12 protein-coding genes are annotated in these 14,840 nt (G+C 52.8%); 1 reads left to right on the plus strand and 11 read right to left on the minus strand.

From position 1 onward, the window contains the following. Positions 1 to 49: 49 nt before the first annotated feature. The 5 genes from HGO41_RS07845 to HGO41_RS07865 form a co-directional block, all read right to left on the minus strand. On the minus strand, positions 50 to 1,720 hold the full coding sequence (locus HGO41_RS07845; RefSeq protein WP_112151837.1) for a methyl-accepting chemotaxis protein: 1,671 nt from the start codon (positions 1,718 to 1,720) through the stop codon (positions 50 to 52). A gap of 121 nt (positions 1,721 to 1,841) precedes the next feature. Continuing rightward, positions 1,842 to 3,536: a methyl-accepting chemotaxis protein gene (locus HGO41_RS07850; RefSeq protein WP_013575150.1), complete on the minus strand. Its 1,695-nt coding sequence runs from the start codon at positions 3,534 to 3,536 to the stop codon at positions 1,842 to 1,844. A 96-nt stretch (positions 3,537 to 3,632) separates the two neighbouring features. After that, positions 3,633 to 4,226: a hypothetical protein gene (locus HGO41_RS07855; protein WP_037034841.1), complete on the minus strand. Its 594-nt coding sequence runs from the start codon at positions 4,224 to 4,226 to the stop codon at positions 3,633 to 3,635. An 8-nt stretch (positions 4,227 to 4,234) separates the two neighbouring features. Continuing rightward, positions 4,235 to 4,531, minus strand: a complete 297-nt coding sequence (locus HGO41_RS07860; RefSeq protein ID WP_250980939.1) for a hypothetical protein — start codon at positions 4,529 to 4,531, stop codon at positions 4,235 to 4,237. A 198-nt stretch (positions 4,532 to 4,729) separates the two neighbouring features. Beyond that, positions 4,730 to 6,205 (minus strand): MFS transporter, encoded by a 1,476-nt coding sequence (locus HGO41_RS07865; protein ID WP_250980940.1) that lies wholly within the window; start codon positions 6,203 to 6,205, stop codon positions 4,730 to 4,732. Between the two features lie 114 nt (positions 6,206 to 6,319). Here HGO41_RS07865 and ftrA point away from each other — a divergent pair, with 114 nt between their 5' ends. Then, positions 6,320 to 7,333, plus strand: a complete 1,014-nt coding sequence (ftrA, locus tag HGO41_RS07870) for a transcriptional regulator FtrA (RefSeq protein ID WP_037034847.1) — start codon at positions 6,320 to 6,322, stop codon at positions 7,331 to 7,333. A gap of 571 nt (positions 7,334 to 7,904) precedes the next feature. On the opposite strand, the gene cheW is transcribed toward ftrA, so the two are convergent. The 6 genes from cheW to flhD all read right to left on the minus strand — a co-directional run bounded on the left by cheW (position 7,905) and on the right by flhD (position 13,680). After that, positions 7,905 to 8,402, minus strand: a complete 498-nt coding sequence (cheW, locus tag HGO41_RS07875; RefSeq protein WP_013575095.1) for a chemotaxis protein CheW — start codon at positions 8,400 to 8,402, stop codon at positions 7,905 to 7,907. 82 nt (positions 8,403 to 8,484) lie between these two features. Then, positions 8,485 to 10,521 carry a chemotaxis protein CheA gene (cheA, locus tag HGO41_RS07880; RefSeq protein WP_153375938.1) on the minus strand — a complete coding sequence of 679 codons (2,037 nt, stop codon included), beginning with the start codon at positions 10,519 to 10,521 and terminating at the stop codon, positions 8,485 to 8,487. 36 nt (positions 10,522 to 10,557) lie between these two features. Beyond that, positions 10,558 to 11,661, minus strand: a complete 1,104-nt coding sequence (gene motB / locus HGO41_RS07885; protein ID WP_013575093.1) for a flagellar motor protein MotB — start codon at positions 11,659 to 11,661, stop codon at positions 10,558 to 10,560. Beyond that, positions 11,658 to 12,548, minus strand: coding sequence for a flagellar motor stator protein MotA (gene motA / locus HGO41_RS07890; protein ID WP_112151826.1), 891 nt, complete (start codon positions 12,546 to 12,548; stop codon positions 11,658 to 11,660). The genes motB and motA overlap by 4 nt, the downstream gene beginning before the upstream one ends. Positions 12,549 to 12,724: 176 nt before the next feature. Further along, the gene (gene flhC / locus HGO41_RS07895) at positions 12,725 to 13,333 is read right to left on the minus strand and encodes a flagellar transcriptional regulator FlhC (RefSeq protein ID WP_013575091.1); all 609 of its coding nucleotides are present in this window, start codon (positions 13,331 to 13,333) and stop codon (positions 12,725 to 12,727) included. Positions 13,334 to 13,335: 2 nt separating this feature from the next. Continuing rightward, on the minus strand, positions 13,336 to 13,680 hold the full coding sequence (flhD, locus tag HGO41_RS07900; RefSeq protein ID WP_013575090.1) for a flagellar transcriptional regulator FlhD: 345 nt from the start codon (positions 13,678 to 13,680) through the stop codon (positions 13,336 to 13,338). Positions 13,681 to 14,840 lie beyond the last annotated feature (1,160 nt).

Below are 14,840 nucleotides of genomic sequence, written 5' to 3' on the forward strand. Positions count from 1 at the left end.
TAGAGGGACAGGTGGTGTAACGGGTACCCAATTCACTCTTCATCTGGTATCAGAATGTTTCCCAGTTATCTGCCGATACCGCGCCTGCGGTTGCCGGAAGTAATGCGGGTTGGGCCACCTGGCGGGATGTCAGGCCCTGAGCCAGTCCGCTGCGGCGTTGACCTGCGCCGTCAGTGGTGGCAAGGCGAAACACCGATACCGCACGGGTCAGATTTTCAGACTCGATTTCCAGCGCATGCGTGGAAGAAGCGGCCTGCTGAACCAGCGTGGCGTTTTGCTGTGTAACCTGATCCATTTGGGTCACGGCAATCGATACCTGTTCGATGCCACGACTTTGTTCGTCAGACGCCGAGGCGATTTCGCCCATGATGTCAGTTACGCGGGTGACAGCACGAACGATGTCATCCATGGTATTTCCGGCGGATTCAACCAGTTGGGAACCCTGACTGACGCGGCTGACAGATTCATCTATCAGTGCTTTGATTTCTTTCGCGGCCTGTGCGCTGCGTTGTGCCAGGGTTCGTACTTCACCGGCCACGACCGCAAATCCACGGCCCTGCTCACCGGCACGTGCCGCTTCAACCGCCGCGTTCAGTGCCAGAATGTTGGTCTGGAACGCAATGCCATCAATGACGCTGGTGATTGCGCTGATTTTCTTCGAGCTGCCTGCAATATCATTCATGGTTTTCACCACGTTGCCGGTCAGTTCACCGCCTTTTTCTGCGGTATTCGACGCATCGCGTGCCAGTTGCGTGGCCTGACGGGCATTCTCGGCATTCTGTTTCACTGTGGCGGTCAGTTGTTCCATGCTCGCTGCGGTTTCTTCCAGCGCCGACGCCTGCTGTTCAGTCCGTGAAGACAAATCAGTGTTGCCCGCCGCGATCCCTTTCAGGCCGGAGAACATGGTGTCAGCGCCGTGACGCACGGTGCGGACGGTGTCTGCCAGCGACGTTTGCATCTGCTGCAGGCTTTCCAGCATGACTTTAATTTCGTAGCGCCCTTCTGCAACGATGGGCGAAGAGATATCACCGGCCCCGATGCGGTCAAAATGTCCGCGCATAATGGTCAGCGGAGTAAACAGAATGCGGCGGGTCACCACCAGCGCCAGTACCGTCAGGGCAATCAGCAGAACAAGGGCGACGGAGGTGTTGATCATGACATTCTGGTAAGACGCTGCGGTTTGCGTTTGCGCTTCCCCGAAGCGGGCACTGACGTAGGCAGTGTAATCACCGACATCTTTCTGGAACTGATCCTGATACTTTTGCGCCGGGCCGTTCAGAAAACCGTTCATGTCGCCGCTGGACAGCAGCTCAGTCAGCGTCTGCAACATATCGTGCAGTTGCTGATAACTCGCCTTGTTCACAGCGGTCAGTGCCACCGCTTTTTCTGTTCTGCGGGGCAGAGCCAGAAATGCAGCGTAAGCGTCTTCGGCCTTTTTCAGGCTGGCTTTGGCATCCGACATCAGCTGAGTGATGTTTTCCTGGGGCTGTTTCAGCGCCAGACGCGTTGCCGCGCGGTTAAGGGTATTACGGGTCTGCAACAGATAAGACCAGGACTGGCTGAGCGCATCACGCTGTTCAGCGGTGTTGGATATCTGCTCAAAATTCAATTTATCCGTGTGGGCGGCCTGCAGCGATAACCCGCTGTTAACCAGTTGCATAACAAAGAACACTATCAATAACAAAAACATGCAGGTGGACACACGGATGTGCTTAAACATGGATAACCTCATTAGGTGCCAGCCCAGACCGGCACCTTTATTCTTATACCCTACATACTCGGGACTGCCTTTGCGTTAACGGCAAACCTGACTCTTTCGGGTCGCGATGTTATGTACGTGCTTAGAAGGTTTCCCAGTTTTCGGTTAAATCTGTTCCCTGCGCTCCACCCTTACCGGCTTTAGAACCAGAAAGGTTCGGAGTCAACAGAGACAGCCTCGCCGAAGATGCCGGATTCTGGCGCACGTTGTTATTTGCGGTCTGGCTCAGCGTAAACACGGCCACTGATTGCGTCAGCAGGCTCGCCTGCTCTTCCAGCGCCGCAGAAGCGGACGCGGATTCTTCAACCAGTGAGGCGTTCTGCTGCGTCACCCGATCCATTTCAGTGATGGCTTGTGCGACCTGCTCAATCCCGCGGCTTTGTTCATCCGATGCCGAGGTGATTTCGCCCATAATGTCAGTCACACGCGTAACGGCATTCACCATGTCATGCATGGTTTCACCGGCACTTTCCGCCAGCACTGAACCGGTATTAATGCGGCTGACAGAATCATCAATCAGCCCTTTAATTTCTTTTGCTGCCTGCGCGCTGCGTTGCGCCAGGGTACGGACTTCACCGGCCACGACCGCAAATCCACGGCCCTGCTCACCGGCACGCGCCGCTTCAACGGCGGCGTTCAGCGCCAGAATGTTGGTCTGGAAAGCAATCCCGTCGATCACACCGGTAATGTCGGTGATCTTTTTCGAGCTGCTGGCGATGTCATTCATGGTATCGACCACGTTTGCTACCACTTTCCCGCCCTTCTGTGCGGTTTCGGACGCGCTCAGTGCCAGCTGGCTGGCCTGACGGGCGTTTTCGGCGTTCTGTTTCACGGTCGCGGTCAGCTGTTCCATACTGGCGGCGGTTTCTTCCAGCGCAGACGCCTGCTGTTCAGTACGTGAAGACAAATCACTGTTGCCTGCGGAGATCTCGCTCGCACCGCTGTAAATTGCATCAGCGCCATGACGTACACCAGAGACCGTGCGGATCAGTTCGTCCTGCATGTACTTGAGACTATCGGCAAGCTGGCCGATTTCATTACGGCTTTTCACGACTATTTCGTGCGTCAGATCACCGGTTGCAATTTTACGGATGGTATCGACGATATTTTTCAGCGGATGGATCAGGATGCGTTGCACGCCAGTCCAGGCCAGCAGGATGAAAATCGCCAGCACAATCAACACGGTACCCAGCATCCATATGGCATGCGTGAAGGAATTCTCGCTCACTTTCACCGCCTCGTTATACAGACGGTCGTTCTGATCGATATAGGTGACGAAAGCTTTTTCGAAGTTGTCCTGATACTGCTGAGTCGGTTGTTCGAAGAAGTCATTGATACGCCCCAGACCAATCAGCTCAATCAGTTCCGAAAGCGCGTCATGCAGCACCTGATATTGCTTTTTGGCGTCGGCGGCAAATTGCGGGTTCTGGCTGGCATCAGCGGGGATTTTTTGATAACTGGCAAAGTGCTGATCGGCGATTTGCAGATCTTTGGTGGCGGTATCAATCAGTTCTTTGACCGTTGCGCCGCTGCCCATCTGGTTGGCGTCGAGCATGAAACGGATACCCGCACGGTTCAGGGTGTTGCGGGTTTGCAGCAGATAAATCCAGCTGGCGTTAAATTCTGCCTGTTGTAAACGGATTTGCTGAGACGTGGTGAAATTATCTTTGTCTGTCTTTAACGATTTAAAGAACAGGCCACCGGATACCAACTGTAAAGCACCGAAGACCACCAGTAAGATCACGATGCCCGTGACCACTTTCATACGGTTAAACATGTTGTTCCTTTTCAAATGAGAATTATCTGGAACAGTTATCGGCAGGAAGAACAGGAACTTTATGTGATGGGGGTCAAATTTTTTCGGGGGAAGTGTTCAGGCAACGGTGGCGACAAAACTCTTTAAAACTGCGATGCGATGGGCATCCGGATTGACCAGAAGGTCGTGATGAATCATCAGCACCACGCCTTTAAGTAACTCTGTGGTGTTGTCGATCTGGGACAGGGATTTGAGTTTTTCGATATCATTACCGATCTCGCGCCCTTTCAGGGAAAGGCGCTTATTGGCCAGACCGGTCGCCAGTTCGGACGTCAGCAAGGTCACCAGGCGCAGGGCCGCTTCAGGATTTGATGCCAGCTGATGAATATAATATTTGAGCAGTAACGGCACGAAATCAGGGGTTGCCCCCAATTCCGCACTCGCCATGTTCAGCAGATCAATCATGTGCGCAGGCACACGGGTTTCCACGGCTTTGCGTTGTATCTGCAACTGCTTTTTGATGGCAGGCACAGACTGAAAAGGGATCACCGCAACGCTGTCGCAGGTTTTACATACGCCCGCAATGATATTTTTCACCATACCGCTGCCGTCATCAAACGGCACATCGCGCAGCTGATAGCTGACAATGCGAAAAGCCTCACAGACACCACACATCGCCTTTTTCTCGTCCCCGACTTTATAAATAATCATATTCTTCCTTAATGATGAACGCTGATAAAAACACTGGTGGGCTCTGTAAAATACCACTTGATGTACCAGGGTACTCCGGCACTACTGACGGTGATGATGTGGACATCAATACTGCTGTCAAAATGGTAGGGGCGAACCTGATAATGATCTCCGGATGCCCTGCCGATTAAGGCAGCCACTTCAAAGGGCGAGATGTCACCCGTACTTAACAAATTCTTAAGCTGAATCCCGCGTCTTGCCTCAAATTCAATATTTCCATTCCTCAAACATTCGATCACCTTCCATTTGATCTCTCTGAAACTCATGAGCCCTCAATGTACGCCAGTTGTCGTACTTAATCAAATTATCATTTTGCATCACGACTATTTCCGTGAAGCCCCGTCCCGCAGGGCTATCACGCCATATTCAGTAAAAAGATGCGCAGGGAAAATGATTATTTTTCAGACAAATGGAAGACATTACGCAAAAACGCGCTGCACGATATGCAACGCGGATTTGTAAACTCAGGACGGCTCGCAAGACACCGTTTTACGCCGCCCCCTGCCGTTAAAAAGCAAATAACTGAGAAGTGCCAGTACCCAGACGCCTGCCGCGCCATAGAGCAGAATGCCTGCAAAGCCATCAGTCAGTGCCTGCGCAATCTGTCCGCTTTGCAGGGGTTCAATGGCTGAGCCGCCTGCAATACGTTCTGCCAGCGAAGATAATTCCCCTGCTGCGGGCATGACTTTTTTCAGGCTCGCGGCAATTCCCGCCACCAGCAGGTTTCCCATGAGCGCAATGTTGATCGCCAGGGTAATCAGGCGCGCACTGATATCAATCCCCGACGCCATTCCCGCGCGGTTGGCCGCAACAGAGCCGGTTGTGGTGTTGGTGACCGGTGTATTGGTCAGCCCCAGCGCAATGCCTGCCAGCAGCGCACCCGGCAATAGGCTAAGGTGATGAACGACGGCGATTTGCATCAGCATAAAACCTGCGCCTATTGTGAATAATCCCAGCGGGATCAGACGTGACGCGCCAAAACGTGTTGTCAGTTTTTCACCGAGCGGTGGCATCAGCAACGTGGGTAACGTATAAGCCAGCAGTGCCATACCGGTAGCGACACTGCCATAACCCAACCCGCCCTGATAATACACCGGCAGATAAATCATCAGCGGCCAGAAGCTGAAATTCATCCCTACCGACCCCATCAGCGCACCAGAAAATGCCCGGACGCGGAAGACCGAAAAATCAAACATCGGGTGCGGATGGCGTTTTTCAATGCAGATGAACATCACCGCGCTGACGGCGGTAGCCAGCAGAACAGCGCCTGCTGTAACACTGCTCCAGCCCAGACTGCTGCCCTGAGTAATGAGGAACGTCGCGCCCAAGACCGTGACCGAAAGGGTAATCAATCCCCCCAGATCCAGTTTTTTAGCCTGTCCGTCACGGGATTCCACCACGTTTTTCAGCGCCAGAATCAGGGTCAGTACGGCGATAACAACGTGGATCAGAAACACCCATCGCCAGCTCAGCCAGGCGACCAGCGTGCCGCCGATGATCGGGCCGAACCCTAACCCGAAACCAAACGTAATCCCCCATGCGGCAAACGCCTGACTGCGCGCTTTCCCTTGCGGAAACTGCGAGGAAAGGATCGCAATCAGGCAGGTCAGCATTGCGCCGCCGCTCAGTCCCTGAAGAAAACGTCCTGCGATAAGCCATTGCGCGCTACCGGCGAGACCGCACATCAGCGAGGTCAGCCCGAACGCTGTAATGCTGATGATAAAAACACGTTTCCGTCCATAGCGGTCTGCCAGCGTACCGGTCGCCATCAGTACCGTGGTGCAGGCGAGCGTGTAAGCGTTCATGATCCACTGAAGCTCGCGGAAACTGGCATGCAGTTCCTGTTCGAGTACCGGTGATAATACGGGGACGCTGGAAATTTCCAGCCCCGACATCAGGGCGGCCAGACAAACCGCCATCAGTGCGAGTGTGTTTTTCATGATTAAATCCTGCGGGGATAAGAGACGCATAGCATGGAAGATTGGCGTCAGAGTAGAAATCTGCCGGTATGCCATGTATCGTCAAGATCGTGCCAACCTGAGGGTTATCCTTTCATGCAAAAAGTTGATCTGCCGCTGATGTCTTCCTCCCGCCATCCCGCTGCGCCCAACCGGCGACTGGTGCTGCTGGCTTATGAATGTCTGTGTACCTTCGAGTTTGGCATCGCCGTCGAAGCCTTTGGCCGTGCCGATGAACTCACGGGCGAACCGCTGTACGAGTTAGCCGTCGCGTCGGTAGAAGAAGGGACTTTCGGCGCGCAAGGTGGCGTGCGGCTGGTGGTGGATGGCGGGCTGGAACTGCTGGAAGACGCCGGTACGATTGTGATCCCCGGCTGGCGCAGCATTCACGAACCGGCGTCTGAGCGGCTGATTGCTGCGCTGCAAAAAGCCCATCACAACGGGACAAGAATTGTGTCGATCTGCGCGGGAAGTTTCGTGTTGGCCGCTGCGGGTTTGCTGGACGGTAAACGCGCGACGGCGCACTGGAACAGCACCGATGTTCTGGCGCAAAAATTCCCTGACGTGCAGGTTGAGCACGGCATGATTTATGTCGATGAAGGCAGCATCATCACTTCTGCCGGAGGTGCGGCGGGCGTCGATTTGTGTCTGCATCTGATCCGCCGTGATTATGGTATCGAAGTCGCTAACCGTACGGCGCGCCGCATGGTGACGCCGCCGCTGCGCGAAGGGAATCAGGCTCAGTTGATCCAGCAACCGGTACCACGGCATCAGACAAAAACGCTGGCGCCCTTGCTCGATGACTTACGCGGCCATCTCAATACTCCGCTGGTGATTGATCAGCTCGCAAGACAAGCCGGTATGAGCCGCCGCACCTTCCTGCGCCGTTTCCATGATGCTACCGGCACCACACCGGGAGAATGGATGCTGACCGTGCGGCTGGAAAAAGCCTGCGCCCTGCTGGAAAACGGCACACTGAGTATTGACCGCGTTGCCGAACAGGCCGGTTTCGGATCGCCGGAAACTTTACGTCATCATTTCCGCCAGCGGCTGGGCATGTCGCCGACACAATGGCGCAAGACGTTTGTTGAACGGGATTTGGTGGGATGAGTTTTGGGGGCTGGCGGCAGTGGACTTTCGCCGCCCTGGTGACGCATTTCTAAGCTGCCTGTCCGGCAGTGAACTGTTGGGTTTTCAGCTTTAGGCTTTGAACGGCAAGAGATTATCCCTGTTTTAGCAGAAATACCCTCTTTTTTTGTGTGTTCGCGTGCACTCATTAAATCAATGAGTTAGGAGCAGTGCAAAAAAGAGGGTCAGTCTGGAGATGTCATTAATACTCCATCCCGGCCTTCCCCTTCGCCGGGGAACGAGCAAGAAAAAAACTTCTGCCCTTATTTTTAACAGGAAGAATCAGAACGAGGGTTTTATTCGATCGAGACTGGCGTGATCAAAAATCTTGCTGAACGGAGCGGCCTGAAGACCGGGGGCTTCAGGACCGGGAGAAGGCATCGCGGAGCGACAAGATTTTGCGCCACACGCTACGGTGACAGAACATGTCCGTCGTGCCTGCGACAGCGCGCAGTGAAAAAAGCGTGGAGTCCAGAGGCCCGCGCGATTGCGGGTCTCTGGGCCAGTGTGGGCGGCGAGCCCACGACCTTGACCTTGACCTTAAAAACGAAAATCAAATTTTCGTCACACTATCAACGAGTGCCATTTCTTCACTGCTCAGCAGCTTCTCAATATCCACCAGGATCAACATACGGTCACCCAGCGAACCCAACCCCGTCAGATACTCCGTCGACATGGTCACGGCGAATTCCGGTGCCGGGCGGATCTGATCCTGGCTCAGCGACAGCACGTCTGATACGCCGTCAACCACGATCCCGACAACGCGGTTTTCGAAGTTAAGTACAATCACCACCGTGTTTTCGTTGTAAATCACATCTTCCTGAGCGAATTTCACCCTCAGGTCGAGGATCGGCACGATGACGCCGCGCAGGTTGGTGACACCTTTAATAAAGGCCGGGGTGTTAGCAATACGGGTTACCTGATCGTATCCACGGATTTCCTGCACTTTGAGGATATCGATGCCGTATTCTTCATCGCCTAAAGTAAAGATCAGAAATTCCTGACCTACTGTTTCGCCCGCAATTTTCGCCACGGTTGCAAGTCCTGCCATGTTGTTCACCTTTGCTTTTATCTTTAAATCGGCCTGAGTTTTTCACACCCGGCAACCTTGCGGTCACCGGCAGCTTTGCTTGTTATGCGGCGGTGGAGCCTGTTGCTAATTTATCGCGGTTCAGTGACTGCAATGCAGACACGTCCACGATCAGCGCCACACTGCCGTCGCCCAAAATAGTGGCGGCGGAAATGCCCGGTACTTTGCGATAGTTGCTTTCCAGGTTTTTCACCACAACCTGATGCTGACCAATCAACTGATCAACCAGCAACGCGTAGCGACGCCCTGCACTCTGCAAAATCACCACAATGCCCTGCGTGGCTTCGGTTTTGGCGTCTTCAACATCAAAGACGTTGTACAACTCAACCAGCGGCAGGTATTCACCGCGCACCTGCAGAACACGTTCGCCACCGGCCATCGGATGCAAATCCTCTGACAGCGGTTGCAGAGATTCCATCACCGCGTTCAGTGGCAGAATGAAGACTTCTTTACCGACTTTCACTGACATCCCGTCGAGGATCGCCAGCGTCAGTGGCAGCAGGATACGGATGGTGGTGCCTTTGCCCTGCTGGGAATGGATTTCAACGTGCCCACCCATTTCCTGAATGTTTCGTTTCACCACGTCCATGCCGACACCACGGCCTGAAACGTCAGTGACTTTTTCTGCGGTCGAGAAGCCTGCGGCAAAGATCAGCATGCCGACTTCTTCATCGCTCATGTTGTCATGGACGTTCATGCCCTGCGATGCGGCTTTCGCCAGAATACGTTCGCGGTTCAGACCGGCACCATCGTCGATCACTTCGATGCAGATATTGCCGCCCTGATGTTCTGCAGAAAGCGTCAGGTTACCGGTGGGTTCTTTACCATTGGCAATACGCACATCCGGCGTTTCCACACCGTGATCCAGACTGTTACGCACCAGGTGCGTTAACGGATCGATGATACGTTCGATCAGGCTCTTATCCAGTTCGGTCGAGCTGCCGAGCAGTGTCAGTTCGATTTGCTTATTCAGTTTGCTGGCCAGATCTCGCACCAGACGCGGGAAGCGGCTGAACACGAATTCCATCGGCATCATACGAATCGACATCACCGATTCCTGCAAATCACGGGCATTACGTTCGAGCTGGCCCATGCTGTTGAGCAGGTCACTGTGGACAACCGGATCCAGCAGATCGGAACGCTGCGCCAGCATGGACTGGGTGATCACCAGTTCGCCCACGAGGTTGATCAACTGGTCAACCTTTTCAACAGCAACACGGATGCTGGTGGATTCAGGGGCTTTAGGTGCACGGGCTTTCGCCGGTTCGCTGTTCGGCACTGCCGTCAGTACCGGAGCCTGACGGGCGACGACCGCCGGTGCTGCAGCCACTTCCGCCACAACAGGCGCGGATGCGGCAACCGCAACGGCCTCAGAAGCAACCGCTGCCGGGGCGTGAGTGAAGCTGATTTGTTCCGGCTCCAGCACAAAACACAGCACGGCAATAATGTCGTCTTCGCTAACGGTGGTGACCAGGGTGGCTTCCACGCTGTCATCAGTCTGAACCGGATCTTTTATCTCGCCGAGATTGCCGAGTTCCTCCAGCATCACCGGAATTTCCTGTGTTTTCAGGCCGGAGAGACGAACGCGCAAATCGCCCTTACCGGCAGCGGGTGCAACCGGCGCTGTCGCGACAGATTGTGCCGCTGTCTGGTCTTCAACCACGTGAAGATCAGGCACAGGTTCACGCGCCTGTTGCGCTTCGAGGGCCAGTTGTCTCAGGGCCGCACAGATATATTCAAAGCTTTCTGCGTCAGGATCCCGGGAAGATTTATAGGCGTCGAGTTGCTCCTGCATAATGTCTTTTGTTTCCAGAAACAGGTTGATGATGTCGGTGCTCAGGCTCATTTCAGCGCGACGAGCACCGTCGAGCAGGTTTTCCAGTAAGTGAGTCGTTTCCTGTAAAACCGTAAATCCAAACGTGGCTGCACCGCCTTTGATTGAGTGCGCTGCGCGGAAAATCGCATTCAGTTGCTCAATGTCAGGCGCCTGCGGATCAAGTAACAACAGATGTTGTTCCATGTCCGCCAGCAACTCGTCTGCTTCATCAAAAAATGTCTGATAAAAATCAGTAATATCCATGCTCACGTGATCACCTCTGCTGTGAATCGCGGCTTGTTAATGTGTCGCAGGTGCCGTGCCCGCCGCGGCAGCCGGAGCTGCCGTCGCAGGTTGAGCGCCTGCCGAGGGTGTCACTGGCGTCTGCGTCTCAATCCCGGGTATTGATGGTGCTTTCTCTGGTGTGGCCGGTGCCGGGTTTGCCTGTGGCGCTAACGCCGGAGCTGCCGGAGCCGAACTCATTTTTGGTGCTAATGCCGGCACTTTTTGTGTGCCTTGTACTTGTCTTTGCAGCTCGCCAGCGTCACTGATCGTGATCGCCTCGCCCTCGCTGTTTTCCCGTTCAATCGCTTCTTCCGCGTGTTTGTTCAGGACCAAAATACTGATACGACGGTTGATGGCGTCACCTGCCGGATGGTTTTTCAGTTGCATGGAAGACCCCATGCCCATCACCCGCAGGACTTTCCCTTCGCTGAGGCCGCCGCTCATCATCTCGCGACGTGAAGCATTCGCGCGCTCAGTCGACAGTTCCCAGTTGCTGTAGCCACGTTCACCTGTGGCATACGGCATGTCATCGGTATGCCCCGCCAGGCTGATCTTGTTTGGAAAACCATCCAGTACCGGGGCAATCGCCCTGAGGATATCGCGCATGTACGGCTCAACAATCGCGCTGCCAAGCTGGAACATCGGGCGGTTTTTGCTATCGATAATCTGAATGCGCAAACCCTGCTCGGTCAGGTTAATCATCAGGTGTGGACGTAAATCTTTCAGCCGCGGATCCGACGCCAGCATGTCTTCCAGCTTTTGCTGCAACCGCTGTAAATCGTCCGACTCACGCTTACTCGCCCCCTGCGACTGCTCCATTTTATGGACTTCCCCGTCCTGTACGGTCGGGTCTTCGCCACCGCCCGGGATCGGGCTGGTAGCATCGCTGCTGCGCGGCCCGCCGGTGATCGCCACCGCAAGGGGGGTACGGAAGTATTCGGCAATTTGCACCAGTTCTTTAGGGCTGGAGATCGAAATCAGCCACATCACCAGAAAGAAAGCCATCATCGCTGTCATAAAGTCAGCGTAAGCAATCTTCCACGAACCGCCGTGATGCCCTCCGCCGTGCTTATTCTTTTTCTTGCGTACAACAACGATTGGATGGCTCTGATGCTTCATACTTTTTCTTCTTCAGTTTGTTTCTGACCCGGCGACTTGACCTGGCGAACGTGTTCCTCCAGTTCAATAAACGAAGGTCGCTCCGAGGTGTACAACGTTTTACGGCCAAACTCGACGGCAATTTGTGGCGCATAACCGTTAATGCTCGACAGCAATGTCACCTTGATGCACTGCATCATTTTGGCGTTTTCAGCACTCTTCTGGCGTAACACGCTGGCCAGCGGAGAAACAAAACCGTACGCCAGCAGGATACCGAGGAAGGTCCCGACCATCGCGTGGGCAATCAGCGCCCCGAGTTCTGCGGCAGGTCGGTCAGCAGCGGCCAGGGTATGTACGATCCCCATTACCGCAGCGACGATACCGAATGCCGGGAGTGAGTCACCCACCAGCGCCAGGCTGTTCGCCGGCACTTCACTCTCGTGCTCGTAAGTTTCGATTTCCTCGTCCATCAGCGCTTCAATTTCAAAGGCATTCATGTTGCCGCTGACCATGAGGCGCAGATAGTCAGTCAGATATTCGACTAACTGTTTATCGGCAAGGATGCGCGGATAATTAGCAAAAATGTCGCTTTCGGCCGGATTGTCGATGTCATTTTCCAGCGACAGCATCCCCTGTTGGCGTGATTTGGCTAATACCCGGTAAAGCAGCGCCATCAGATCCATATACAACGCTTTATTGTATTTTGATGCGCGGAACAACTGCGGCAGCGCGCGCATGGTGGATTTGATCGCTTTGCCGTTGTTACCGACGAAGAAGGCACCGATGCCGGCACCGGCAATAATGAGCAATTCTGCGGGTTGGTATAACGCGCCCAGCTCACCGCCGACGAGCATGAAACCGCCGAACACAGAGCCCAACACCACGATGTAACCTATTATCACTAGCACGATGAATCCTTAATTCGATGTGGTTTTAGGGCGAGGTTAAGCGCGCGCCATGTGCCTGACCGATTTGTGCCGTAGAAACGTGCATAAAAAGTGTCAGAGAATGGCTGAGATGTTAGGGGGGAATTGATGAGCGGTGGTAGCCACCGCTCAGAACGACTTACTGCTACCCAACTATCTCAAACTGCGTGCTTGACCTGTTCGTCCAGCTCTTGAGATGTTATATCGGCAACCTGCGGGGAAAGTTTACGTTTTTTTACTGCTCGGGACGGGGGCTGGCAAAGACTGCAAACAAACCCGTGGCGGGGTTGGTGTGCATGGGTAATAAATGAGCCATCACAGCAGTTACACGCTGAAAGCTGCAACATGCCGCTGTCGACAAAACGTACTAACGTCCAGGCTCGGGTCAGCGCAAGGATCGGCGCTTCCCCCGGCTGCTCAGGACACTGTTCCAGATATAAACGATAAGCCTTGATCACCGCCTCCACGCCATTACAGTGGCCGCTCTTTAGCAGGAAAGAGTAAGCGTTGTAAAACATGGAGGAATGGATGTTCTGTTCCCAGGTCATGAACCAGTCAGTAGAGAACGGCAACATGCCTTTCGGGGGAGGACTTCCTCGCAACTCTTTGTACAATTTAATCAGTCGGCCACGACTTAATTGCGTTTCGCTTTCCAGCATCTGCAATCTGGCACCCAGCGTAATCAGTTCCATAGCCAGCTGAATGTCCCGTGCTTCCTGAACAATACTTTTTTCTGCTGGCTTGGTTGACGCATCTTTACCAGACATAGCTACGCCCTTTTCTTCATCGCGCCGCTTTCTTTCGCGGCCAGGCCTTTCAGCAGATGGCTGGACAACAAGATACCGGTATGGATTTGTTGTAAGTCATCCACCCGCGATTCCTGGGTCAAGCGTTCAATTGTCTTGCTGTCATCAAAGCGGAACTGACACAAAAGCTGGTTCGTTTCAGCTAACTTCACCATCTGAGGCAGCGTCAGCTGTCTCAGGGTATCTGCCATAACGTCATCGATCCCCAGGCGAAACATCGCTGAGGCCTTTTCGTCGTTAATCAAACGCTGTGCCAACAGTAAATATGACAGGTTGATATCATATATGTGCTTAAGCAATTCGGACATTCTGTTCTACCCCATTACCGATGCCGTTTTTTTAAGACGGCGGATTGATAGACATATTCCATGCAGCAAGAGTTTTACCCGGCGTGACAGGAGTATTTTTTACTATCAAAACAATTGGATCATTGGCTGATTAATAAATCTCACGATGATTATTAGATTTATCCCGCGGTATTTACTTCACCGCCAATACAAAGTTGTTCCTGATGTAAACTAAATTAATTGTGACAATTGCACTGCTAAGTAATCGAAAAACACTTTAGTTTTGGTGTACTGGCAGAGTCCGTTGCTGTGATGGCGCCTCATTCAGTGAAACGCTTTTACATACATTATTAGGAATAATCTTACTACGCTGCAACTCTAACCCCGTTTCCTTTATACATACAATCTTACCGTTGACGAATTTTGAATAAAGTGTGATAGAGATCACACTTTATAACTTTATTTTGCTTCTGAAAGTGCAATTTATCGTAAAAATCTGCGCATTTTTAAGCCAAAAGTAAAAAAGCGTCTAAAAAGCTCTCTTCAGACAGCCTTTTTTAGCCTTTTTTAGATCAATTTGTACAAAGGCCAACCAAAGCCAAATGAACAGCACAGATAATAATTAATAACTTCTCATGCAGCTATTTATGCTGGAAATTTCAAATAGCATGATCATTGTGCTAAATACACCCAACCCAGTCAGCACAAGGGTTTTCGGGGAGTTGTCCTAATGGTTTGTGAGGAAATTAAGCGCGAATTGTTCTTAAACCGTGAGCAGGCACGCGGTTTAAGAAATAAAAAGACAATTATTGTAATAATTTATGACCGGACACGCGGAAACATCCAGCAACAAGGCCGGATTGATAAGAAGAAGTGATGGAATGGCATAGTGGTGCCGAACTTAACCTATCGGCAACTGTTCAGGAAAACTTTAATCATTGTGCTTAAAAAAGTGATTTATACCGCGCAATAGCAAATTAAAAACGCGCGACTAGGAATTTTATTACCAAACCAGCATCTGTCGCCAGTTTCACCTGCAGATTGGCGATTAAAACGCATTTTTAACTACGCTGTCAGAAGAATATTAGACAGCAAGCTTAAAAAATGTACCGCCATTAAACCGGCTAATTAAACGGAAGGATAAAATAGGCGTTGCAGGATAAATGAATAGTTTCCTGCAC

This window comes from Rahnella sp. CG8, assembly GCF_023701875.1.
Taxonomy (GTDB): domain Bacteria; phylum Pseudomonadota; class Gammaproteobacteria; order Enterobacterales; family Enterobacteriaceae; genus Rahnella; species Rahnella aceris.